24 protein-coding genes are annotated in these 21,823 nt (G+C 61.5%); 7 read left to right on the forward strand and 17 right to left on the reverse strand.

The window, feature by feature from the left end:
- Positions 1-56 precede the first annotated feature (56 nt).
- The 5 genes from DUT91_RS15680 to DUT91_RS15700 all read left to right on the forward strand — a co-directional run bounded on the left by DUT91_RS15680 (position 57) and on the right by DUT91_RS15700 (position 5,477).
- Positions 57-1,046, forward strand: a complete 990-nt coding sequence (locus DUT91_RS15680) for an autoinducer 2 ABC transporter substrate-binding protein (RefSeq protein ID WP_114441462.1) — start codon at positions 57-59, stop codon at positions 1,044-1,046.
- 77 nt (positions 1,047-1,123) lie between these two features.
- A complete protein-coding gene (locus DUT91_RS15685) occupies positions 1,124-2,638 on the forward strand; it encodes a sugar ABC transporter ATP-binding protein (protein WP_114441463.1) in 1,515 nt (504 codons plus the stop codon).
- Complete coding sequence (locus tag DUT91_RS15690) at positions 2,631-3,632, forward strand: ABC transporter permease (RefSeq protein WP_114441464.1); 1,002 nt, start codon at positions 2,631-2,633, stop codon at positions 3,630-3,632. Before DUT91_RS15685 ends, DUT91_RS15690 begins: the two co-directional genes overlap by 8 nt.
- A complete protein-coding gene (locus DUT91_RS15695; protein ID WP_114441465.1) occupies positions 3,629-4,624 on the forward strand; it encodes an ABC transporter permease in 996 nt (331 codons plus the stop codon). The genes DUT91_RS15690 and DUT91_RS15695 overlap by 4 nt, the downstream gene beginning before the upstream one ends.
- A gap of 4 nt (positions 4,625-4,628) precedes the next feature.
- On the forward strand, positions 4,629-5,477 hold the full coding sequence (locus tag DUT91_RS15700; RefSeq protein WP_114441466.1) for a sugar phosphate isomerase/epimerase family protein: 849 nt from the start codon (positions 4,629-4,631) through the stop codon (positions 5,475-5,477).
- A 15-nt stretch (positions 5,478-5,492) separates the two neighbouring features.
- Here DUT91_RS15700 and arsK read toward each other — a convergent pair whose 3' ends face one another.
- From arsK to phnG, 13 genes are all read right to left on the reverse strand, one after another.
- Entirely contained in the window at positions 5,493-6,728 is a 1,236-nt protein-coding gene (arsK, locus tag DUT91_RS15705) for an arsenite efflux MFS transporter ArsK (RefSeq protein ID WP_114441467.1), read from the reverse strand.
- Complete coding sequence (gene phnN / locus DUT91_RS15710; RefSeq protein ID WP_114441618.1) at positions 6,725-7,360, reverse strand: phosphonate metabolism protein/1,5-bisphosphokinase (PRPP-forming) PhnN; 636 nt, start codon at positions 7,358-7,360, stop codon at positions 6,725-6,727. The genes arsK and phnN overlap by 4 nt, the downstream gene beginning before the upstream one ends.
- Positions 7,353-8,489: an alpha-D-ribose 1-methylphosphonate 5-triphosphate diphosphatase gene (locus DUT91_RS15715; protein ID WP_114441468.1), complete on the reverse strand. Its 1,137-nt coding sequence runs from the start codon at positions 8,487-8,489 to the stop codon at positions 7,353-7,355. Before DUT91_RS15715 ends, phnN begins: the two co-directional genes overlap by 8 nt.
- A gap of 46 nt (positions 8,490-8,535) precedes the next feature.
- Complete coding sequence (gene phnE / locus DUT91_RS15720; protein ID WP_245419747.1) at positions 8,536-9,354, reverse strand: phosphonate ABC transporter, permease protein PhnE; 819 nt, start codon at positions 9,352-9,354, stop codon at positions 8,536-8,538.
- A gap of 106 nt (positions 9,355-9,460) precedes the next feature.
- Positions 9,461-10,450, reverse strand: a complete 990-nt coding sequence (gene phnD / locus DUT91_RS15725; protein WP_114441470.1) for a phosphonate ABC transporter substrate-binding protein — start codon at positions 10,448-10,450, stop codon at positions 9,461-9,463.
- Between the two features lie 87 nt (positions 10,451-10,537).
- Positions 10,538-11,377 (reverse strand): phosphonate ABC transporter ATP-binding protein, encoded by an 840-nt coding sequence (gene phnC / locus DUT91_RS15730; protein ID WP_114441471.1) that lies wholly within the window; start codon positions 11,375-11,377, stop codon positions 10,538-10,540.
- Positions 11,378-11,477: 100 nt separating this feature from the next.
- A complete protein-coding gene (locus DUT91_RS15735) occupies positions 11,478-12,176 on the reverse strand; it encodes a DapH/DapD/GlmU-related protein (RefSeq protein WP_114441472.1) in 699 nt (232 codons plus the stop codon).
- Between the two features lie 2 nt (positions 12,177-12,178).
- Positions 12,179-12,886: a phosphonate C-P lyase system protein PhnL gene (gene phnL, locus DUT91_RS15740; protein ID WP_114441473.1), complete on the reverse strand. Its 708-nt coding sequence runs from the start codon at positions 12,884-12,886 to the stop codon at positions 12,179-12,181.
- A 12-nt stretch (positions 12,887-12,898) separates the two neighbouring features.
- Positions 12,899-13,717: a phosphonate C-P lyase system protein PhnK gene (phnK, locus tag DUT91_RS15745; protein ID WP_114441474.1), complete on the reverse strand. Its 819-nt coding sequence runs from the start codon at positions 13,715-13,717 to the stop codon at positions 12,899-12,901.
- Positions 13,714-14,595 carry an alpha-D-ribose 1-methylphosphonate 5-phosphate C-P-lyase PhnJ gene (locus tag DUT91_RS15750; protein WP_114441475.1) on the reverse strand — a complete coding sequence of 294 codons (882 nt, stop codon included), beginning with the start codon at positions 14,593-14,595 and terminating at the stop codon, positions 13,714-13,716. The genes phnK and DUT91_RS15750 overlap by 4 nt, the downstream gene beginning before the upstream one ends.
- Positions 14,595-15,722, reverse strand: a complete 1,128-nt coding sequence (locus DUT91_RS15755; RefSeq protein ID WP_114441476.1) for a carbon-phosphorus lyase complex subunit — start codon at positions 15,720-15,722, stop codon at positions 14,595-14,597. Before DUT91_RS15755 ends, DUT91_RS15750 begins: the two co-directional genes overlap by 1 nt.
- Positions 15,723-15,725: 3 nt before the next feature.
- Positions 15,726-16,337, reverse strand: a complete 612-nt coding sequence (phnH, locus tag DUT91_RS15760) for a phosphonate C-P lyase system protein PhnH (protein ID WP_114441477.1) — start codon at positions 16,335-16,337, stop codon at positions 15,726-15,728.
- Positions 16,337-16,792 (reverse strand): phosphonate C-P lyase system protein PhnG, encoded by a 456-nt coding sequence (gene phnG / locus DUT91_RS15765; protein WP_114441478.1) that lies wholly within the window; start codon positions 16,790-16,792, stop codon positions 16,337-16,339. The genes phnH and phnG overlap by 1 nt, the downstream gene beginning before the upstream one ends.
- A 104-nt stretch (positions 16,793-16,896) precedes the next feature.
- Between phnG and phnF the strand changes: the two genes are divergently transcribed.
- Positions 16,897-17,670: a phosphonate metabolism transcriptional regulator PhnF gene (phnF, locus tag DUT91_RS15770; RefSeq protein ID WP_245419748.1), complete on the forward strand. Its 774-nt coding sequence runs from the start codon at positions 16,897-16,899 to the stop codon at positions 17,668-17,670.
- 113 nt (positions 17,671-17,783) lie between these two features.
- Here phnF and DUT91_RS15775 read toward each other — a convergent pair whose 3' ends face one another.
- The 4 genes from DUT91_RS15775 to DUT91_RS15790 all read right to left on the reverse strand — a co-directional run bounded on the left by DUT91_RS15775 (position 17,784) and on the right by DUT91_RS15790 (position 20,441).
- A complete protein-coding gene (locus DUT91_RS15775; protein ID WP_245419749.1) occupies positions 17,784-18,686 on the reverse strand; it encodes a dihydrodipicolinate synthase family protein in 903 nt (300 codons plus the stop codon).
- Positions 18,687-18,751: 65 nt separating this feature from the next.
- A complete protein-coding gene (locus DUT91_RS15780) occupies positions 18,752-19,684 on the reverse strand; it encodes a TylF/MycF/NovP-related O-methyltransferase (RefSeq protein ID WP_147272193.1) in 933 nt (310 codons plus the stop codon).
- Complete coding sequence (locus DUT91_RS15785) at positions 19,632-19,931, reverse strand: putative quinol monooxygenase (protein ID WP_114441482.1); 300 nt, start codon at positions 19,929-19,931, stop codon at positions 19,632-19,634. The genes DUT91_RS15780 and DUT91_RS15785 overlap by 53 nt, the downstream gene beginning before the upstream one ends.
- Before the next feature lie 54 nt (positions 19,932-19,985).
- Entirely contained in the window at positions 19,986-20,441 is a 456-nt protein-coding gene (locus DUT91_RS15790; RefSeq protein ID WP_114441483.1) for a winged helix-turn-helix transcriptional regulator, read from the reverse strand.
- A 110-nt stretch (positions 20,442-20,551) separates the two neighbouring features.
- Between DUT91_RS15790 and DUT91_RS15795 the strand changes: the two genes are divergently transcribed.
- Positions 20,552-21,820 (forward strand): MFS transporter, encoded by a 1,269-nt coding sequence (locus DUT91_RS15795; protein WP_114441484.1) that lies wholly within the window; start codon positions 20,552-20,554, stop codon positions 21,818-21,820.
- The last annotated feature ends 3 nt before the right edge of the window (positions 21,821-21,823 follow it).

Here is a 21,823-nt window from a genome sequence, read left to right on the forward strand (position 1 = left end):
TGCCATTGGCGCCCCTGGTGTTTCCTACGCGGAAACGTTTTGGAGGAGGAAAAGACATGAAGAAGCTCTTGGTCAGCGCGTTTGTCGCGTCGCTATCGCTCAGCACCTCGCTTGCGGCCTTTGCCGCAGATCCCGGTAAAGTCGGCGTCGTCGTCAAGATAGGCGGCATTCCCTGGTTCAATGCCATGGACGCCGGCATCAAGGAGCGCGGCGAAAAGCTTGGTATTGATGCTTTCATGGTCGGTCCGACCAGTGCCGATCCGGCGCTTCAGGTTCGCGCGATCGAGGATCTCATTGCCCAGGGCGTGAAGGTGATCGGCGTCGTGCCGAACGATGCCAAGGTGCTCGAGCCGGTGCTGACCAAGGCCAAGCAACAGGGTATTATCGTTATTACCCATGAATCACCGGGCCAGAAGGGTGCCGACTGGGATTTCGAGCTCGCTTCGTCCACCGGTTTCGGCGAAGCCCACGCCAAGCTCCTGGCCGAGAAAACCGGTGGCAAGGGAGAATATGCGGTCTTCGTCGGCTCGCTGACCGTGCCGTTGCATAATGCCTGGGCTGACGCGGCGATCGCCTATCTCAAGAAGAACCACCCTGATATGAAACTGGTCGGCGACCGGTACGGCGTAGCCGAAGATGTCGACAAGAGCCGCAGTACCGCGCTTGATCTCATCTCGGCCCATCCTGATCTCAAGGGCTTCCTCGCCTTTGGCAGCCAGGGCCCGATCGGGGCGGGCCGCGCAATCGAAGAACGGCGCAAGATCGGCAAGATCTTCGTTCTCGGCCCCTTTTCTCCCGGACAGGGCCAGAAATTGCTGATGAAAGACGCCATTTCCGGCGGTTTCATGTGGAATCCAAAGCAGGCCGGTGAAGTTTTCGTAACGCTTGCCGACAAATTGATGAAAGGCGAAGAGCCGAAGGACGACGATGAGATCGAGGGCCTCGGCAAGATCAAGCCCGATTTCGAGAACCGCAACATTATTGTCGATCAGCTCGTGCCGATCAACAAGGACACGGTCGCCGATCTCGCAGCCATGGGGCTCTGACCAGCAGAGCATCCTCCCCGCCGCCGGGCTGGTTTCGGCTGGTCCGGCGGTGCCCATATCTTCGCAGGTTGTCGATAATGGCAGAAATGACGAGTATGGAGAGCAGTCCAAAACCCTTGCTTTCCCTGCGCAATATCAACATGAGCTTCGGCGGCATCAGCGCGCTGAAAAACGTCAGCTTTGATGTCCTGCCCGGCGAAGTGCATTGCCTTGCGGGCGAGAACGGATCCGGCAAAAGCACCCTGATCAAGATCGTCACCGGCGTCTATCGGCCGGAACCCGGCACCATCATCGACTATGATGGGCAGACATATCCGCATATGTCGCCCATGACGGCGCAGGCCGCCGGTATCCAGGTCATCTGGCAGGATCTTGCGCTGTTTCCGGAAATGACTGTGGCGGAGAACATTGCCTTCCAGACCGTGCTTGGCAGTCGGCCGCGTTTTGTTCATTATGGCCACATGCGCGACATAGCCGTCAAGGCGCTGGCGCGGCTGGGTGTGAGCCTCGATGTCGATCTGCCCCTGAAGGAATATGCCATCGCCCAGCGTCAGATTGTGGCAATCGCCCGCGCACTTGTTGGCGAAGCCAAGCTGGTCTTCATGGACGAGCCGACCGCATCGCTGACGCAATCGGAGACCGACCATCTCCTCGATATCGTCCGGAATTTATCTGCAGCTGGTGTCGCAGTGGTGTTCGTCAGCCATCGGCTGGCCGAAGTACTCGACATCTCGAACCGGCTGACCGTGCTGCGCGATGGCGCGTTGGTCGGCGTTTATCCGGCCGCCGGCATGATCCAGTCGCGGATCACCGAACTGATGACGGGCAAAACCTTCGACCATAAGCTGCGCGCGCGTGATGTCAGCGCAAATCCGGTCGTGCTGGAGGTCCAGAACCTTTCACGACCGGGATTGTTCGAGGATATCTCCTTCACCGTGAGGCGTGGCGAGACGCTGGGGATCACCGGCCTGCTCGGCGCCGGGCGCACGGAGCTGGCGCTTTCGCTGTTCGGCATGCTCAAACCACGCTCGGGCACAATCAGGCTTGAGGGAAAGCCGGTGCGTTTTTCCTCCAACCGTGATGCCATAGCGGCAGGCGTGGCTTACCTCTCGGAGGACCGGCTATCGCTTGGCCTTGTTCAGCCACAATCGATTGCCGACAATCTGGTGGTCGCGTCGCTGGGCAGGATCACCTCTGGCGGCTTCCTTTCCGATGACCGGAAACGCGAACTGGTCGCCGGATGGATCACCAATCTGGGTATAAGGATCGGACGCCAGGGCGATGCGGTCTCGACGCTTTCCGGCGGCAACCAGCAACGCATTGCCATCGCCAAGTGGCTGGCGACCGATCCGAAACTGCTCATCCTCGATGCACCAACGGTCGGCGTCGATGTCGGCGCGCGCGCCGGCATCTTCGAGATCATCGCCAAACTGGCCGATAGCGGCCTGGCGATCATCCTGATCTCCGACGAAGTGCCGGAGGTTTATTTCCACGCGGACCGCGTGCTGCATATGGCCGAGGGGCGGATCGTCAATCGTTTCGCACCGCGCGACTGTACGCTGCGCGATATCGAGGCGGCCGTCTATGCGTAGCATCATCCAGTCTCACGCAACGGAATTCGCGCTGCTTGTGGTGATAGCCGTCATCAGCGTGGTCCTGTCACTCTCGACCGACAGCTTTCTCACGCCCGGAAACGCGTTCGACCTGCTCAATTCGAGCTCCGTCAACATCATCTTCGCCGTCGGCCTGTTGGTGGTACTGATCGCTGGCGGCATCGATATTTCGTTCGCGGTCGCTGCATCGGTTGCGCAATATGTCACGGCCATCCTGCTCGGCTGGATCGGCGGCGGCGGGTGGATCAGCGGCCTCCTGATCGCCGGTGGGGTGGGCGTACTTCTCGGCGCCTTCAATGCCTTCCTGATCCACAAATTTCGGATCATTTCCATCGTTGCGACCATCGCCACCTTTAATATCTATTTCGGCTTGCTGATGTTCTTCACGCGTGGCGTCTCGATCTACAATTTGCCGGATTGGCTCACCGAACGGGTGATCCTTTACGAGCGTGAGATGGCCGACGGGAGCTGGATCGAGATCACCCTGCCGGTGCTGGTCATGACCATCTGCGTCATCGCCACCTGGATATTCATCACGAGGACCACGACCGGCCGCCAGCTCTATGCCTTTGGCGATAATCCGGACGGGGCACGGCGCTTTGGCGTCAATATAGCCGCCATGCAGTTCATCGCTTTCGGCTGGCTCGGGCTGATGGCGGGCATCGGGGGACTGGTCCAGGCGCATTATGCCCAGGAAGTGGTGCCGAACGCACTTTATGGCCGCGAGCTCGATGTGCTTGCCGCCGTGGTCCTTGGCGGGGCGCGGCTTGGCGGCGGGAAGGGTACTGTATTGGGCTGCGTGCTGGGCGTGCTCCTGATATCGATCACCCAGAACGGGCTCAATCTTGCCGGCGTTTCACCCTTCGCCTTCAAGATGATTATCGGTGCCATCATCCTCGCCGCCATCACATTGTCGAATAGCAATCTGGAGAAACGCCTGCCCTTCATGCGTCAGGCGAAAGGTCGCGGATGAACGCGCTTTTCAATCGCACAAGGGCATTTCTCGGCCCGGAGATGGCCGGACCAGGCTTCGCACTCCTCGCCGTCATCGTGTTCTTCAGCCTGGCTTCGCCGCAATTCCTCAGCCGCGCCACCTTCGGCTCGGTTGCCTTTCAACTGCCGGAGCTGGGGCTGCTCACGCTTGCCATGCTGCTGCCTGTTCTGACCGGCGGTCTGAACCTCGCCATCACCTTCACGGCCAATATCGCCGGGCTGACGGCGGCCTGGGTGCTCAAGAGCAATGGCGGCGTGGATGCGGGGCCATTCGCCTTTTTCATGGCTTGCCTGCTCGCGATCGGGGTTGGCGCGGCAAGCGGTCTGGTGATGGGGCTCGTCATTGCCTATACGCGCGCCCATCCGATACTTGTATCGCTGTCGATGATGATTTTCCTGCGCGGGCTAGGTGAATTCCTGACGAGGGGCGGGGATATCTCGGGTTTTCCCGCCTTCATCCAGCCCCTGGGCCACGGCAGCATCCTGGGCCTTCCGATCCCGCTTTTGATCTTCATCATCTGCGTGTTGATCTGGCACTTGCTGCTGACGCGGACGAAGCTTGGATTCAACACCTATATGATCGGCTCGAATATCGAGGCGACCCGATATTCCGGCATCAACACGCGCCGGGTTCAGGTCCTGGTCTATACGCTTTCCGGCGCCATGTGCGCGATTGCAGGCATCATCATGATGGCGCGGTTCAACTCGGTCCGCGTCGGCCACGGTGAATCCTATCTGCTGATCACCGTGCTCGCCTGCTTCCTGGGAGGCGTCAATCCGTTCGGCGGGTTCGGCAGGGTGATCCCGGTTTTCGTCGCGCTTGTCGTCCTGCAATTGCTGTCCTCCGGTCTAAACCTGATCGGTGCCAACCAGCATCTGGCAACAGCAGTCTGGGGCATTCTCCTCATCGCCGTGATGGTCCTGCGCTTTTCGGCAGGACGCCTCAAATTTCTCCAACGGATAAAGGGATAGATCCATGCAAGGCTTTGGCGTTCACACCAGCATGTGGACCATGAACTGGGATCGTGCCGGCGCCGAAAAAGCGGTGGCCGCGGCGGTCAAATACAAGATGGACTTCATCGAGATCGCTCTGCTCAACGCATCTGCCGTCGATGCTGCGCACACACATGCGCTTCTTCAAAAACATGAGCTGCGCGCCGTCTGTTCGCTTGGCCTGCCGGAGCGCGCATGGGCGTCGGTGCGGCCGGACGCGGCGGTCGAATATCTGAAGGTCGCCATCGACAAGACGGCGGAAATGGGCGCCGAGGCGCTGTCGGGCGTCATCTTCGGCGGCATCGGCGAACGCACAGGCGTTCCGCCGACCGAAGGCGAATACGACAACATCGCCCGCGCGCTACAGGCCGCCGCGAAATATGCCAAGCCGCTTGGCATCGAACTCGGCATAGAGGCGGTCAACCGCTATGAAAACCACCTGATCAACACCGGCCGCCAGGCTGTGGAGATGATCGAACGCGTCGGCGCCGACAACATCTTTGTCCATCTCGACACCTATCACATGAATATCGAGGAAAAAGGCGCCGCCAACGGCATTCTCGATGCGCGCGACCATCTCAAATATATCCATCTTTCGGAAAGCGACCGTGGCACGCCTGGCGATGGAAATTGCCCGTGGGACGCGATTTATGCCGCGCTCGCGGCCATCGGCTTCAAGGGCGGGCTCGCCATGGAGAGCTTCATCAACATGCCGCCCGAAGTATCCTACGGTCTGGCCGTCTGGCGGCCTGTTGCAAAAGACGAAGCCGAGGTGATGGGCAATGGTCTGCCATTCCTGCGCAACAAGGCGCGGCAATACGGCCTGATTTAAGCCGCCCCTGGCACACTACGCAATTTCCATCCCGAGCCGGGGTTCGATCTTGCGTGAGCGTGCCTGCATGATGACGATACCGGCAAAGGCTGCAATGCCCGCTATGCCGATCGACGCATTGATCCATAAAGCGGGAAACACGCCGAGCCCTGTGGTCATCAGCGCGAACCCGAAGGGCGCGAAGGCGGAGCTGAACTGGCGGGCGGCGGTGATCCAGCCGACACGCGCTCCATAGCCGTCGCGGCCGAACACCTCGAGCGGCAATGTGCCGCCGACGATACTCATCAGCCCGGAACCCAGGCCGAAGAGGATCGCAAAGAGGATCGCACCGGACAATGCAGGAGCGCTGAGGAGCAGGACCATCAGCCCGGCGCAAAGTGCACCCGTCGCGCCGAGCGCCAGCCAAGTCTGCCGCAAGGCATTGCCAAACAGCATGTTGATGAGGCGGCTGGCGACCTGCGAGGGACCGAAAAGGGTTGCGACGAACACACTGCTGGCGCCAAGGCCTATGGCGGCGAGCAGAGGGACCATCTGAACGAGGACGGCGGAGAGGACAAAGCCCTCGATCGCGAATGCCGCGAGCATGAGAAGGAACAGGGGCGACATCCCACTACGTTGCCGGCTTGCCGGCTCCTTGCTTTCGGGAGGCTCTGTCCTGTTGTCGCGGTTTTCCCGAACATGGCGCGAGAGCCGTGCAAGCCAGGCGTGGATCGGCAGGCACACGGCCAGATGGAGCACTGCAAATACGGCAAAGATCTCCCGCCAGCTCAGATGGTCTTGCAGCATCGCAGTGAGCGGCCAGAACAATGTCGAGGCAAACCCGGCGATCAGGGTCAGGTGGGTGATGCTTCGCTGGGCATTGCTGCCGCCCAGTTGAACGAGCGCCACGAAGGCGGTGCTGTAAAGCACGAAGCAGGCGGCAAGTTCCATCGCCAGCACGCCGACGGTAAAACCCAGGCGCCCCGGCGCGAGCGCGCATAGAAGCAGGGCCGCGGCAGCTGCCGCCGATCCGGGAACCATCATTTTACCGGCGCCGAACCTGTCAGCCAGATGTCCCGCCACAGGGGCGACCAGGGCGCTGGCGAACAGCGCCAGGGAAAAGACGGCAAGCACCCATTGCTGGGACCAGGCCAGTTCCGTCGCCACGGCAGGCGCAAGCATGCTGTAGCTGTAATAGAGTGTGCCATAGCCGATGATCTGGGTCGCGCCGAGCGCCCAGATCGCCGCCGCGGGAACTTTGCCCTCGCTCATGTGTCTGCTTTCACCGCCTGTCCTGTCGAAGCGGGTACAAAATCGCCATAGCCTCCGATGGATTTTGCAATCCCGCGGATCGTCGACACCAGGATATCACCCGCAAGGACAAGCTCGCCACTGTTGTCTATCTCGATTGCGTCTCCGATATCGTCGGCCACCATCGCGGCGCGTCGGAGGCGCTGCTCGATCTCGGCGGGGCTTTCGCGCCGGCGGGCGGCCAGCCGCGCTGCCAATATATCCGGATCGCAAGTGATACGAACGACCGTCGTCGATCCGCCGAACGCCGACCGGATTTTACGCAGAGCCGCTCGCGAACCGTTGAGAACCGCCACGCCGCCGCGCTCAAGATGTGCGCAGGTTTCGCGCGGCACGCCGTAATTGAGACCATGCGCTTCCCAGGTCACGGCGAAGGTTCCCGCGGCGCGAGCAGCCGCAAAGGCTTCGGGCGAGCAGGTATCATGATCCTCGGCATATGCGAGCGCCGGGCGCGTGATGACGCGGCGCACGAACAGGATCGATAAATTCGACGCCAGGCGTTGTCTTGCATAGGCGATCAGACTGTCCTTGCCGACCCCGCTCGGACCGACGACCACCAGGAGCGTGCCGACACGGGGCTTTGCTTCAGGCAACGCGGCGGCCCTCGCGCCAAACCGACCGGACAACCGGTACGCCGGCCTTGCGACGCACGCGCACCAGATCGGCGCGAAGGCCGCTGGCGATGCTGCCGCGATCGGTAAGACCAACGGTGCGCGCAGGCGTTGCCGTCACGAGACGAATGCTTTGCGACAGGCTCATGCGGCCCTCATCGGCGAGCACGAACGGCGCGTGGATCAGGCTGAACGGCACGTAGTCCGACGAAAGCACATCCAGCACGCCTGCTGAAGCCAGCTCCTTGGCCGAGATGTTGCCTGAATGCGATTTGCCGCGCACCACATTGGGCGCGCCCATCAGCACGGCCATGCCGGCCTGGTGCGAAGCTTTTGCGGCTTCCATGCTGGTTGGAAACTCTGCCACCCGCACCCCGAAATTTTTGGATTCCTCCACGTGCTCGACAGTTGCGTCGTCGTGGCTGGCAAGGGCGATACCCTGCTCGTCGCACGCTTCGACAATCGCCCTGCGGTGGGGGTCGGCATAGCGCTTCGACTCCTCGATGCGCCTGGCGACGAAGCGCTCGAAATCGGCATCGTTCAGCCTGCGCTTCTTTTTGTAGTAGAGCGAGTACTGATCGAGTGTCTGGAACTGGCGCTGGCCCGGAGCATGGTCCATTAGAGAGGCAAGCTTTATCTGCGGATCGCCGTGAAAATCTGCGAAATGCTCAAGCACATCGGCTGCCGAGACTTCGCAGCGCAGATGGACGAAATGGCTGGCGCGCAGGCGATCTTCCGAGGTTGCGTACCGGATTGCGTCGGCAATGGCGCGCATTTCGCCTTGTTTGAAACCCGAATCCTCGTCAGATCCTATACGCAGGCAGTCGAATACCGTGGTAATGCCGGAGGAGGCCACCTGTCCATCATGCGCCTGCAAAGCCGCGAGACTGTCCCACACGACGCCGGGACGCGGGCTATAGTGAGATTCCAGATGATCGGTGTGAAGTTCGACGAGACCCGGAATGACATAATCGCCCGCCATGTCTTCGCCGCGGCTGGACCTGTCGCTGTCCATGCCGGCGATAAGTCCGTCGCGAATGAGAATGGAGCCGGTGACGATCTCGTCCTCGAGAACGATTTGTGCATTGGAGAGGATAGTTTCTTGCGGCATTCAGGCAGGCTTTCCGGATTTTGATATGAGACAGGTCCTCGGGACCTCAGAGAAACAGCTTGCGCATCTGCTGCGACAGGAGGTCGATGAGCGACACGGCCAAAAGCATGATGATGAGCATGGCCGCGGCCTGCGGATAGTAGAAGCCGCGGACGGATTCAAAGAGCACCTGACCAATGCCGCCGGCCCCGATCACGCCGAGGACGGTCGCGGCCCGCACGTTGGATTCGAAGCGGTAAAGCGCATAGGACATCCAGAGAGGCATCACCTGCGGCACCACGCCAAACACCACTTCCTGAAGCCGCGTTGCACCCGTCGCCCGGATCGCTTCGACCGGGCGGGCGTCGATCGCTTCTACGGCCTCCGAGAAGAGCTTCGCAAGAATGCCCGTTGTGTGGATGAAAAGCGCCATCACGCCGGCAAACGGCCCAAGCCCGACGGCAACGACGAAAAGTACGGCGAAGACCAGTTCGTGGATCGAGCGGCAGGCATCCATCAGGCGGCGCACCGGCTGAACGATGTACCAGGGCGCGATGTTGCGGGCCGACAATATGCCGAAGGGGACCGCGAAGACGCCGGCCAGAAACGTGCCCCACAGGGCAATCTGGATGGTGACCAGCATCTCCTGCATGTAATAGCGCCATTCAGAGAAATCCGGGCGTGCGAAGCCACTGGCATACTCGGCCATATTGCCGGCATCGGTGAACAGATATGTCCAGCGAGACATTTCCGCCGGAGCCCAGCTCCAGACGAGGAGCAGGGCAAGGATGATCCAGTTGCCGGCCGTCCACGCGCTGCGCGTCCAGTTCCGCTCTACGTCTGGACGGACCTGCTCGGGGCCCATAGTCTTTGCGGTATGTTCCATTTGTGATCTCGACCTGGTGGTGGGACCGGTCGCGTCTTGGGGAAGCGACCGGTTGGAGGGGGCGAAGACCCGATAACCGGGGGCTAGCCCCCGGAAAAAGGGGAGGTTACCCCTGTGTCGTCTTGAGCTTTTTCTCGAATTCGGCCTTCGCAGCTTCCAGCTTCTCGATCTGCATCTTCTTCTCGGTGTCTGACAGTTTGGCATCGCCCTGGATCTTGGCGATGTTCTTCGAGAGTTCCATGATGCGGATCGGCAGAAGCTGGTCATCGGTCGAGGGCCTGAACGGAGCCCATTCGAGACCGGCGAGCACGGCCTTCTCATGTGCTATGTCGCCCTTCGACTTGTCGGTACCGTAGGTCAGGAAGAATTCCTTGAGCTTGGCCTTGGTTTCTTCCGGCAGGTCCTTGCGCCAGACCAGCGGGTCGGACGGAATAAGCGGCGATTTCCAGATCACCTTCACCTTGGCAAACGCCTCGGGCGCGTTCTTTTCCATCAGCGTCAGGTTCTCGGTATTGTTTGCCGCCGCGTCCAGCTGGCCATTGGCGACAGCCATGGCGTTGGTCTCGTGGTTGGCATTGGTCACGTTCTTGAAGCAGGTCTTGGGGTCCACATTGTTGGCGGCGAACACAAACGTGGTCGGCACCAGGAAGCCGGATGTCGAATTCGGATCGCCAAGGCCGAAATTCAGCGATTTGTCGCATTTCAGCAGGTCTTCAACCGACGTGAGCTTGCTGTTCTTGGGCGCGAGGATGACCGACCAATAGCCGGGATTACCCTCGACGTTGACCGTCTGGGCGAACACTTCGCCATCGGCGCGGTCGACGGCTTCCATCGCTGACTTGTTGCCGTACCATGCCAGGTGCACCTTGCCGAAGCGCATGCCTTCGATGACGCCGGAATAATCGGTCGCGAAGAAAGGCTTCACATCGAGACCGGTTTGTTTGGAGAGGTCCGCCAGCAACGGCTCCCATTTCGGCTTCAGGTTCTGTTGCGATTCCGTGGAGATGATGCCGAAATTGATCTCTTCGGCGATGGCTGCGCCCGACAGTGCGATGGCAAAGGCAGTGGCTGCCGCGCCCTTCAGAAATACGTTCATAATAGGCCTCCGTGTTGATGTGATGGCTAGAGTTGTTTTTACGCAAGTCCGGACGGAAAACCGCTTCGCGCCTTTCCTGGACATGCTCTAGGCGAATGCCGCAACGCGCCCGGGTTTTGTGACGCGCTTCGGTTTGGCCGGCTGCGATGGTGCGTCCGGCAAAATCAGTTCTTCCGAGCTTGCGCCGTAAAGCTCGACCAGCATCTGGTTCGTCAGTTCGGATGAGGGGCCGTCGAAGACGATGCGCCCGTCGCGCAGCGCAACGATACGCGGGCAGTAGCGGCGCGCATATTCGACCTGATGCAGGGACACGACGCAGGTGATCTGCTCGTCGCGGTTGACGGCGGCGAGGATCTCCATGATGCGCCGCGCAGATGAAGGGTCGAGCGAGGCGATCGGCTCATCGGCAAGCAGGATGCTGGAGCGCTGCACGAGCGTGCGGGCGATCGCCGCGCGCTGCTGCTGTCCGCCGGAGAGCGTGGAGGCGCGCTGCCAGGCGACTTCCGGGATGCCGACCCGGGCGAGCGCTTCGCGTGCGGCTTGCTTTTCCTGGCTTGTGAACAGGCCAAGCGTGCCCCGCCACGCGGGTATCCGACCGAGATTGCCGAGCAACACGTTGGACAAAACCGTCAATCGCCCGACAAGGTTGAACTGCTGGAAGACCACGCCGATGTTCCGGCGCATTTGGCGGGCACCCGCAGAGAGCCGGCCGCCGTCCTGCATGGGGCTGCCGAGCACCTCGATCCTGCTTTCACCCGCATGGCCGATTTCCAGTCCGCAGATGTGGCGGATGAGCGTGCTCTTGCCCGAGCCGGATGCACCGATCAGCGCGACCATCTCGCCGCATTGAATATCGAGGCTGATATTGTCCAGCGCACGCTTTTTGCCGAAGCTCTTGGACAGATTTTGAATGGAGATCGCGGTCATCGAGTTCCTCCTTCCGCACGGCCTGTGCCGGGGATGTTGTGGCGATGAGAGTTCTGCGCCGCCGCGCGGCCATTCCAGGCTGTAGCGGGGCCATGCAGGATCATGTCCTTAGCCTCGTCACATGAAGCGCCGTTGTCGCCGGGATTGCAGTTTCATGACGATCCACAGGAGTAAAAGGCCAGCCGGCGCTTTCGTGCCGTTCCAGGAATGCCTCGGCGTCAAGATGACGGAAGTCGTCGAGCGCATGCCGCAGCCGCTCGTGGGGCCAGTCCCACCAGGCCAACGCCTGCATCCGCTGTGCGATGGCGTCGGGAAAGCGCTGGCGCATGAATCTTGCCGGAACGCCGCCTACGATCGTGTAGGGTGCAACGTCTTTCGTCACGACCGCCCCCGCGCCGACGATCGCGCCGTCGCCGACCGTCACACCAGGCAGGATGGTGACGCCATGTCCGATCCAGGTATCGTGACCGATGAAGACGCGTTTGGCGCGGCGCGCCGCGAAGAAGTCCGCCTCATGTTCGGCATCGTCGAAATAGTCCGATGCGCGATAGGTGAAATGGTGCAGCGTGGCGCGCGACATCGGATGATGCGTCGCGTTGATGCGCACCGATGCGGCGATATTGGCGAACTTGCCGATGGTGACACACCAGCTCTGGCAGTTCTCCATCACGTAGGAATAGTCGCCGAGTTCCGTCTCGGTGAGGCGTCCGCCCTCCGCCACTTCGGTATAGCGGCCGAGACTGCAGTTTTCGAGCCGCGCGGTCGGGTGGATAACAGGCGTTTCGGACAGGCGGGCCATGGTCAGACGTCCTTTCCACGCGGCGCGAAGCCGGTGACGTCGATGATCGTGTCGGCGACGGCGCCCCGCACATCGGCGTCGTGAAAGATGCCGAGAAGGGCCACGCCGGCCACTTTCTTCTCGGCGATCATGTCGACGACGACCGTCCGGTTCACCGCGTCGAGCGAAGCGGTTGGTTCATCGAGCAGGAGGATCGGATGATCGGTGATGAAGCCGCGCGCAATGTTCACACGCTGCTGCTCGCCGCCCGAGAAGGTGGCGGGAGGCAGGCTCCACAGCCGCTCGGGAAGGTTGAGGCGGGAAAGGAGGTCGCCGGCGCGCCGCGTTGCCTGCGGGCGGTCGATGCCGCGTTCGACCAGCGGTTCCGCCACGATGTCGAGTGCGCTGACGCGCGGCACGACACGCAGGAACTGGCTGACATAGCCGATCGTCTCCCGGCGCAATTCGAGAATCGTCCGGGGCTCGGCGCGGGCGAGATCGATTTCCCTGCCGCGATGTTGCACCAGGATCTGCCCTGCATTGGCGGCATAGTTTCCATAGAGCATCTTGAGGATGGAGCTCTTGCCGGCGCCCGAGGGACCGCCCAGCACGGCGCATTGTCCGGGCTGCAGCAGAAAGGCGGCGCCGGTCATCACCGGCAGCTCGATCCCGCCGCGCAAATGCATTGTGAAGGTCTTGGCGAGATCGGAGACGATAAGGGCTGGATTCATGGCGAAGCGACCTCAGACTTGCAGGATGGAGGAGACGAGAAGCTGGGTGTAGGGGGCCTGCGGATCGTCGAGCAGGCGATCCGTCAGCCCATGCTCCACCACGCGGCCGTCCTTCATCACGAGCATGCGGTGCGAGAGAAGGCGCGCCACGGCGAGATCATGGGTCACGATGATGACGGAGAGGCCAAGCTCATTGACCAGCCCGCGCACAAGGTCGAGCAACCTTGCCTGGACCGAAACATCAAGGCCGCCTGTCGGCTCATCCATGAAGACGAGCCGCGGCGCGGTGACGAGATTGCGTGCGATCTGAAGGCGCTGGCGCATGCCGCCGGAGAAGGCGCGGGGCTGGTCGTCGATGCGGTCGGCGCCGATCTCGACGCGACCGAGCCAGTCGGTCGCAGTCGCGCGAAGTTCGCCATAATGGCGGTGACCGACCGCCATCAGGCGTTCGCCCACATTGGCCCCCGCGGACACGGTCATACGTAGCCCGTCCGCCGGATTCTGATGAACGAATCCCCAGTCGGTACGCAGGAGGAAACGCCTTTCGGCTTCGCCGAGCTGATAAAGATCCCGCATTTCCCCGTCGCGCATACGGTAGGCGATTGTGCCTGATGTTGGCTCCAGCCGGGTCGAGATGCAGTTCAAAAGCGTGGTCTTGCCGGAACCGGATTCGCCAACTATCGCCAGCACTTCGCCCGGCCATATGTCGAAATTGACTTCCGTGCAGCCGATGCGGGCGCCGTAGGCTTTGCTCACCGAGCGGACCGACAGCAGCGGCAGTGCTTCGCTTGAGCGATCCAGGTTTTCGATCTGTGCAGCGGCGGCGTTCATTGTGCTGCCTCGCCCGAAAGCTCGCCGCGCAGGCCTTGCGCCTGTCGGCTCTCGCAATGATCGGTGTCGGAGCAGACGAACATGCGCCCGCCGCGATCGTCCAGCACGACCTCGTCTAGATAGACCTGCTCGGCCCCGCACAGGGCGCATGGTCTGTCGAAGCGCTGCACCTCGAAGGGATGATCCTCGAAATCGAGGCTGACCACGTCGGTATAGGGCGGCAGGGCGTAGATGCGCTTCTCGCGACCAGCGCCGAAAAGCTGCAGCGCTTCGGACATATGCATCTTGGGATTGTCGAACTTCGGCGTAGGCGAGGGGTCCATTACGTAGCGGCCCTCGATTTTCACCGGATAGGCGTAAGTGGTGGCGATATGGCCGTTGCGCGCGATGTCCTCATAGAGCTTCACATGCATCAGGCCATATTCCTCAAGCGCATGCATCTTTCGGGTTTCTGTCTCGCGCGGCTCGAGGAAACGCAACGGCTCGGGGATGGGCACCTGATAAACCAGCACCTGACCTTCCCTGAGCGGGGCCTCCGGAATGCGATGGCGCGTCTGGATGATGGTGGCGTCCGCTGTGCGGGTCGTCGTCTCGACGCCGGCAACGCGTTCGAAGAACTTGCGGATCGAGACGGCGTTGGTCGTGTCGTCGGCGCCCTGGTCGATGACCTTCAGAACGTCCCGTGGCCCGAGGATCGCCGCGGTGACCTGAACGCCGCCCGTTCCCCAGCCATAGGGCATCGGCATTTCACGGCTGGCAAAAGGCACCTGATAGCCGGGAATGGCGATGGCCTTCAGGATGGCGCGCCGGATCATGCGCTTGGTCTGCTCGTCGAGATAAGCGAAATTATAACCTGATGTCTGCGGGTGCGCGGTCATTACTCGGCAGCCTCCTTCTTTTCGATGGCGCTTTCGGCTTGCGCCTGCTGGAAGACACCATTGGCCCGTTCGAATTCCGCGCGCATGGTGCGCACGAGGCCGAGTTCGGCCTGGAAATCGACGTAATGCGGCAGCTTCAGGTGCTCGACAAAGCCCGTCGCCTGAACGTTGTCGCAATGGGAGATCACAAATTCCTGGTCCTGCGCCGGGGCGACGATGTCCTCGCCCAGTTCCTCGGCGCGCAGCGCGCGGTCGCACAATGCCATCGCCATCGCCTTGCGCTCCGACTGACCGAAGACGAGACCATAGCCGCGGGTGAACTGCGGCGGCAGCTTGGCCGACCCCTTGAACTGGTTGACCATCTGGCACTCGGTGAGCTGCACGCGACCGACCGGCACGGCAAAGCCAAGCTCCGGCAGATAGACCTCGATCTCGACCTCGCCGATGCGGATCTCGCCGGCAAAGGGGTGGGACCGGGCGTAGCCGCGCTGTGTCGAATAGCCGAGCGCAAGCAGGAAGCCTTCGTCCCCGCGCGCGAGGCTTTGCAGCCGCATGGCGCGAGACAGGGGGAATTCCAGGGGGGTCTGGTTGATGTCGCCTGGCTCTTCGCCGTTCGTGCCGGGTTCCTCCTCGATCAGGCCTTCGCCGCCGAGAATATCGACGATCCGCGTGACCGGTTCGCTCGCGCCTTCCCGCATCCTGCCGGGCTCGATCCGAGCGTCAACTTCCAGTTCTTCATCGAGCAGCCGGTGCGTGTAATCGAAAGTCGGCCCAAGCAGTTGACCGCCAGGCAGATCCTTGTAGCAGGCCGATATGCGGCGCTCGACCAGCATGGCCCCGGTATCGACCGGCTCGGCAAAGCCGAAGCGGGGCAATGTGGTGCGATAGGCGCGCACGAGGAATATGGCCTCGATCAGATCGCCACGCGCCTGCTTGATGGCAAGTGCTGCAAGCCGTCGGTCATAAAGCGAACCCTCGCTCATCACCCGGTCGACGCCGAGGGCCAACTGTTCGGTTATCTGGTCGAGCGTCAGCGCCGGCACTGAGCGGTCGCCGCGACGGCGGTCGGCCAGCAGACGGTGCGCATTGTCGATTGCGGCTTCGCCGCCCTTGACTGAAACATACATCGTCTATTCCTTCCCCTTGACGAGCCGCGCCGAGCGGGGCAGGCATGCGATCGCTTCACCGGCGATCAGGATCAGGTCGACGCCACGAGGAAAGCGGCGGGTGTTCTCGTTCCACTGGCCGGCAAAATCGCCCGGCAACCCAAGCGGCGCCATTGATGCCGTTCCCTTGATGCCGGGGCCGTGGAAGGTGAATGGCGTGCCGCCCTCGAAGCTCCCGATCTGCAGGACGAGGGTTGCCGATCGGTCCGGATATTCCTGCGTGCCCTGCGCAAATTGGTCCAGCGGCGGCATCGCGGCGGGGTCGGCCACGAGCGCAAAGGCTGCGCCCGCCGGAGCATCTGTAAAGCGGGCATTGGTGTGGAAGGCCAGCCAGGCCTTCAAGGCTTCGCGGTCGCTTAAGGTCTGATCGAGCCAGACCGGGGTGTCAGCGTCGATCAGCGTGCAGGCGACTGCTCCCGCCAAAGGATGAAGGGGTGCAGGCGGTGCTGCTCGTGGGACCACCCCCGTGACAACCGCCGGGCGGGCCATCGCATCCATGATCGCACGAAAAATTACCTGCGCATCGAAAACCGGCAGGGCGAAGCCACCCTCGAGCGTGCTTGTTTCAGTCTGCATCAGTCTTCTCCGCGTACCATCGTGAAGAAATCCACCCGGGTGGCGGCGGTTTCCTGCCGGCGTCTTTCGTCGGCGCCATCGAGCTCGCTTTTGATGGGGGCAATCATTTCGGCATCGATCAGGACAGCGGTCCGGGTATCCTGGCAGAGCGCATCGACAATCGCGCAGAGCCGCGCTTTCATGTCGTCACGTCCAAGCGCCATCGCATGGCCGACAGAACCGTCATCCAGCTTCACGCTGGCGCGCGTGACGGTTGCTTCGCCGATATTGAAGGGCTCGCCCGTCCCGCCAGTCCGGCCACGCAACATCACGAGCCCGTATTCCGGTCCACGCAGAAGCTTGTAGGTCGGGTCAAGCCCAAGCTTGGACCAAAGTCCCTGCAAACGGCTGGTTTCGCAACGCGCCAGGACGGACATCCGGTTTCTTCGCGCAGCTCTCTCAGTTTCAATGCTCATTGTTCTTCCAAGTTGTATATTGATCTAGACAAGTAGATAGGTTAACTTCTACATAACGCGTCTCGATGACGGACGAATGACAGCAGCGCGAAAGGATGCCGATCGTGAAAAGAGCAGGGTTGCAGCGTGGGGTTGGGGTGGCGCTGTGGCGGCAGATAGCTGACGGAATCCGTCAGGGCATCGCGAGCGGGCTGGCTGACCAGGATGGTCGCCTGCCGCCTGAAAACCAGCTTGCGGAGCGCTTCGGTGTCAACCGCCATACGGTGCGCGCAGCCATCTCGGCGCTCGCCCATGAAGGCGTGCTGCAATCGGAGCAGGGGCGGGGCACCTATGTCAGGCGCCAGAAGCGGCTCGTCTATCCCATCGGCGAGCGCACGCGTTTTTCAGCCGGGCTTGGCGGACAGGCACGCGAGACACGCAGTGAAATGACCAGTCACGCACGCGAGCCGGCAAGCGAACCGGTTGCCTCCGCGCTCGGGCTTCAGCCCGGCGAGACGCTGATACGCATCGAAAATCGGGGAACGGCGGACGGTATGCCCGTCTCCCGGTCTACGTCGTGGTTCAGCGCCGAGCGATTTCCAGCGATTCCTGAAGCCTACGCCCGGACGGGCTCGATCACCGAGGCCCTGATCGAATGTGGCGTTGAAGATTACCGTCGCGCCTCGACGCGCGTGGAAGCACGCCATGCGGATGAAGTGGACACGCGGGAACTCAAACTCGCACCCGGCGCCATCATTCTTATCACCCATGCCTTGAACACGGACCTTGATGGCCAACCGATCCAGTATTCCATGACGCGATTTGCGGCCGACCGGGTGGAACTCGTCGTAGAGAGTTCTCGATCTGCCGCAACAGGGGATCAGACGAGACCAGCCTGACCGGGGACGGGCGGCATGGGCGGCGAGGCCGCCAAAGGCTCCGCTGATCCGCACGGGCGTTCACCATGCTGAACGCCGTTAGTTACAGCGCGTAGCTTCTGTCGTTGAAACGGTCAATCAGCGTTTGTGATATATATAGCTTGTAGTGCCAGATCCACACGCTGACGGGCTTCAGCGGAAAGCGGCAGGATTGGGAGCGGCGGTGCGGCGTTGCTCACGCCGATGAGGTCCATGATGACATACACCACACGGAAACTGCCGTATGTCCTGAACAGATCCCACAGCGGCTTGAAGGCGTCGTTCATGCGCTGAACCTCGGCCGTGTCGCCGGTATGGGCTGCGCGGGTGAGCTTCAGCGCAGGACCGGGCAGCAGTCCGGCCGCTACGCTAAACCAGGCATCGCAACCTGCCAGCAGGGCATCGGCAGCGCCCCAATCACCGCTGTAGCCGATTGCGAAATCTTTTGGCGCTATTGCACGTAGCCCTGCCAGTTCGCCTTTGAAATCGCCGTTTGCCGGCAGCGGCATTTTTACGGCGGCAATGTTCGGCACGTTCGCCAGCCGGGCAATCAATTCATGGCTGAAGGTGAATTTGGTGGTGCCCGGATTGTTGTAGATGCACAGAGGCAGATCCGTGGCAGACGCCACCGCGACAAAGTGCCGGAAGACCTCTTCTTCCGTCAATGGCGTATAGGTCATCGGCGCAAGCAGCAGACCATTCGCCCCGGCAACTGCCGCGTCCCGCGCCAATTGTTGCGCCTCGTCCGTCCTCAGCGCTCCGACCCCGACAATGACCGGCGTCCGGCCTTCTCCAAAGCTTGCGGCCGCTTCCACCGCGCGCCGCCGCTCCGCCCGGCTGAGAAAGGCATATCCCCCCGTGCTGCCGAGCAGGCCTATCGAATGTGGTCCGGCCGCATGAATACGATCAAGAATGCGGCCGAGAGCGTCTGTCTGAACATGCCCGTCCGCATCCGTGGGAGTTGGCGCAAAGGCTGAAAGGCCGCGAAAAAGGTCCAATACATATCCCGTGTTCGGTTGCCGGGCTTGCGCTACGCCAGCCTGGTGAAGGAGCCGTCCTGCGTTCAGCCATTCAGTCCGGTTCGGCGCAGGATGACGTTTTCTCCGTCTTCGAATGCGAAGTCGGAACGCACCTGCAGGAACTCGTCCGTAGCCGTTCGGCATCCTCCGTAATCATGATAATCATCGATCAAAATGACGCCTCCTGGGCTTATCCGGTCTGCCAGGCTGTTCAGGCAGAATCTGACCGGATCATACCAGTCGCAGTCGATGTGGGCGAAGGCGAATTTTTTGATCTCCGCCACCGGCAGCGTGTCCTCGAACAAGCCCTTGTGCAAGGTGACCATCGACCCGTCCACGGCAAGGCCATATTTCCCGAAGGAACTGCAGACTTCATCGTAGAGATTGTCGCGATAGCCATAATAGAGATCGCCGCCGATACCTCGGGATTCCCTGCTCGCGATGGTTTTGTAACGATCCTTTGCTTTCTCGCCGTCCTTGGCGGAGGTTGGTGGAGGGATCATTCCGAAAACATCGAAGCCGTGAAAGCCGCGTCCATGGCGGGTTGCTTCCTGGGAAAGGATGATTGCGCTTCCGCCCAGCGCAATGCCAAATTCGGCTATGTCACCGGGCACGTTGTTTTGCAGAACCTGCTTCAGGGTTGTTTCTAGACGTCTTAATTTCCAGGGCGAAAGATATGTAAGGCGGTCACGCCGCACCGAGCGCGCCGTAGCGCTCAATCGGGACGTTTCAACCATGTGGCGCGTACGCCAGACAAAGGAACTCAGATAGGCCATTTTTCCTCCTGAACCTCCACCCTCTTCTTTATCGACCGGCGCGCCAAGAGGCGCAACCGTCCAACCGAGCACGGCATTCACAATTTGCCGCAACGCAGGGCAGAACGTTATCGCTTCCGGCGGCTCGAAAATCCACGCAGGACATTCCTCACGTCTGGCGTGGATCTCCCACCTCGTAGACGCGCAAATTGCGATCGCCAATCCCAAGCCCCGGCCACGCCGAGCGCCATGCGGCAATGTGATCGGATGCAAAGTGGCGATCAAGCGCTTGCTGATCGCGCCAGATTTCCTTCACGTGGATCAGGCCGGGCTCAAGCACATCTTCCGCATAGCTATATTCTTCGCAACCGTCTTCGGCACGGCTTGCCAAAACCATATGTGCCATGGCCGGCCGGGCTTTGACGAGATTTTCCGGTGGCAAACGCACTGTACCGACGATCAACAACATCTGGTCATCTTCTCATTCAATGTAACGCGGTTTCATGGCGCCCAGACGACAAATTCAGGGACTGTCGGTATCGGCTATCTTGATGATGAGCGCTTCATCTGGCCCTATGGGGCGCCCGTCCTCGGTGTGGATACCGATGCGCACATCTTTTCCCGTGGCTCGCTCAACGAGACGCGAGTGCTTCTCTCCCGGAGCGAAGAGATGGCGTTCGCCGAACTGCCTGAGCGCCACCATCACCGGGAAGAGATCGCGGCCCATTGGAGTGAGCCTATATTCCTGGCGAGCGCCACCATCGGCGGGAACGGCTTCGAGAATGCCGCGCTCGGTGAGGGTGCGTAGCCGGCTTGCAAGAATGTTCTTGGCGATGCCGAGGCTTTTCTGAAATTCACCAAAGCGGGTCAGCCCGTCGAACGCATCGCGGACGATCAGTAGCGACCACCAATCGCCGATCACGTCAAGTGAACGGGCGCTTGGACAATAATTTCCCTTGTGGCTTTTTCGCTTGACCATGGCGTCTTCCTGCCCGCTCCTCGGGGCTGTTTCAGCAGTTGCATAATAAAACCAATCCTGCTAGCAATCAATTGGTTTTAACATGAAACCAAACTTGCACGGAGTTGGTCATGCAAATGGATCTGGACACGGCGCCCACCGGCGCCGCGAATGCACATGCGCGCCCTGATGTGAATACCACGGAGCAGGGGGATGGCACCATCACATCCGGCAATGCCGATGCGTCGCTCTCCCGCTCTGTCACATTGCTCTTCGCCATTGCGAGCGGGCTCGCCGTTGCCAATGCGTATTTCGCCCATCCGCTGCTCGATGTGATGGCTGAAGACCTGGATCTGTCGCCCGCGACGGTCGGTCTCGTGGTCGGCGCCACGCAGGTCGGCTACGGTCTTGGCCTCATATTCCTCGTGCCTGTCGGCGATCTTGTTGATCGGCGCAAGCTGGTGATTGTCCAGTCCCTGTTGTCGGTCCTGGCGCTCGTCTGCGTCGGCTTCGCCCCGACAGGCGCCGCGCTCCTCGCCGCGATGGCCGCGATGGGATTCTTCGCCGTCGTCACGCAGGCTTTTGTCGCCTACGCGGCGAGCCTGGCGCGGCCGGCGGAGCGCGGGGAGGTCGTCGGGACGGTGACGAGCGGCATTGTTATCGGCATTCTGCTTGCCCGTACCGTTGCCGGGTTTCTCGTCGATGTCTCGGGTTGGCGCACAGTCTATTTCCTGTCCGCCGCGCTCACCCTTGTCATTGCCGGGCTTCTCTTCCGGATGCTGCCTGCGCAGGAGAAGCGTGGCGACCCCATGCCCTATCCCAGGCTTATCGGTTCGCTCTTCACGCTCTTCCTGCAGGAGCGAGTGCTGCGCATCCGCGCCATTCTGGCGATGTTGATCTTTGCCGACGTCACGACATTGCTGACGCCGCTGGTTCTGCCGCTCAGCGCACCGCCTTATTCGCTCTCCCATACGGCCATCGGACTCTTCGGCCTTGCCGGTGTTGCAGGCGCACTCGGTGCTGCGCGGGCGGGACGCTGGGCCGATCAGGGTCTCGGCGAGCGCGTTACCGGCATCGCGCTTGCGTTAATGCTCGTCTCTTGGCTGCCGATCGCGCTGCTTGCGCACTCGATCCTATGGCTCATACTGGGCGTGGTTATCCTCGACTTCGGTCTGCAGGCCGTACATGTGACCAACCAGGGGCTGATCTACCGGGCGAGGCCGGAGGCGCAAAGCCGGCTTACCGCCGCCTATATGGTGTTCTACTCGATCGGCAGTGCGCTGGGCGCTTCATGCTCCACATGGGTCTATGCCCATGCGGGCTGGACGGGCGTGTGCCTGCTGGGCGCTTTCTTCGCGGCTTCCGCGCTGCTGTTCTGGTCGGCGACACTCCGCCGGTAGGAG

Origin of the sequence: Paramesorhizobium salinisoli (assembly GCF_003335045.1) — a bacterium.
Taxonomy (GTDB): Bacteria; Pseudomonadota; Alphaproteobacteria; order Rhizobiales; family Rhizobiaceae; genus Paramesorhizobium; species Paramesorhizobium salinisoli.

What these genes read in the sequence shown, in the direction of transcription:
- DUT91_RS15680 (WP_114441462.1), top strand. Translation starts at nt 57, where the DNA reads ATGAAGAAGCTCTTGGTCAGCGCGTTTGTCGCGTCGCTATCGCTCAGC.
- DUT91_RS15685 (WP_114441463.1), top strand. Translation starts at nt 1,124, where the DNA reads ATGGCAGAAATGACGAGTATGGAGAGCAGTCCAAAACCCTTGCTTTCC.
- DUT91_RS15690 (WP_114441464.1), top strand. Translation starts at nt 2,631, where the DNA reads ATGCGTAGCATCATCCAGTCTCACGCAACGGAATTCGCGCTGCTTGTG.
- DUT91_RS15695 (WP_114441465.1), top strand. Translation starts at nt 3,629, where the DNA reads ATGAACGCGCTTTTCAATCGCACAAGGGCATTTCTCGGCCCGGAGATG.
- DUT91_RS15700 (WP_114441466.1), top strand. Translation starts at nt 4,629, where the DNA reads ATGCAAGGCTTTGGCGTTCACACCAGCATGTGGACCATGAACTGGGAT.
- arsK (WP_114441467.1), bottom strand. Translation starts at nt 6,728, where the DNA reads ATGAGCGAGGGCAAAGTTCCCGCGGCGGCGATCTGGGCGCTCGGCGCG.
- DUT91_RS15715 (WP_114441468.1), bottom strand. Translation starts at nt 8,489, where the DNA reads ATGCCGCAAGAAACTATCCTCTCCAATGCACAAATCGTTCTCGAGGAC.
- phnE (WP_245419747.1), bottom strand. Translation starts at nt 9,354, where the DNA reads ATGGAACATACCGCAAAGACTATGGGCCCCGAGCAGGTCCGTCCAGAC.
- phnD (WP_114441470.1), bottom strand. Translation starts at nt 10,450, where the DNA reads ATGAACGTATTTCTGAAGGGCGCGGCAGCCACTGCCTTTGCCATCGCA.
- phnC (WP_114441471.1), bottom strand. Translation starts at nt 11,377, where the DNA reads ATGACCGCGATCTCCATTCAAAATCTGTCCAAGAGCTTCGGCAAAAAG.
- DUT91_RS15735 (WP_114441472.1), bottom strand. Translation starts at nt 12,176, where the DNA reads ATGGCCCGCCTGTCCGAAACGCCTGTTATCCACCCGACCGCGCGGCTC.
- phnL (WP_114441473.1), bottom strand. Translation starts at nt 12,886, where the DNA reads ATGAATCCAGCCCTTATCGTCTCCGATCTCGCCAAGACCTTCACAATG.
- phnK (WP_114441474.1), bottom strand. Translation starts at nt 13,717, where the DNA reads ATGAACGCCGCCGCTGCACAGATCGAAAACCTGGATCGCTCAAGCGAA.
- DUT91_RS15750 (WP_114441475.1), bottom strand. Translation starts at nt 14,595, where the DNA reads ATGACCGCGCACCCGCAGACATCAGGTTATAATTTCGCTTATCTCGAC.
- DUT91_RS15755 (WP_114441476.1), bottom strand. Translation starts at nt 15,722, where the DNA reads ATGTATGTTTCAGTCAAGGGCGGCGAAGCCGCAATCGACAATGCGCAC.
- phnH (WP_114441477.1), bottom strand. Translation starts at nt 16,337, where the DNA reads ATGCAGACTGAAACAAGCACGCTCGAGGGTGGCTTCGCCCTGCCGGTT.
- phnG (WP_114441478.1), bottom strand. Translation starts at nt 16,792, where the DNA reads ATGAGCATTGAAACTGAGAGAGCTGCGCGAAGAAACCGGATGTCCGTC.
- DUT91_RS15785 (WP_114441482.1), bottom strand. Translation starts at nt 19,931, where the DNA reads ATGTTGTTGATCGTCGGTACAGTGCGTTTGCCACCGGAAAATCTCGTC.
- DUT91_RS15790 (WP_114441483.1), bottom strand. Translation starts at nt 20,441, where the DNA reads ATGGTCAAGCGAAAAAGCCACAAGGGAAATTATTGTCCAAGCGCCCGT.
- DUT91_RS15795 (WP_114441484.1), top strand. Translation starts at nt 20,552, where the DNA reads ATGCAAATGGATCTGGACACGGCGCCCACCGGCGCCGCGAATGCACAT.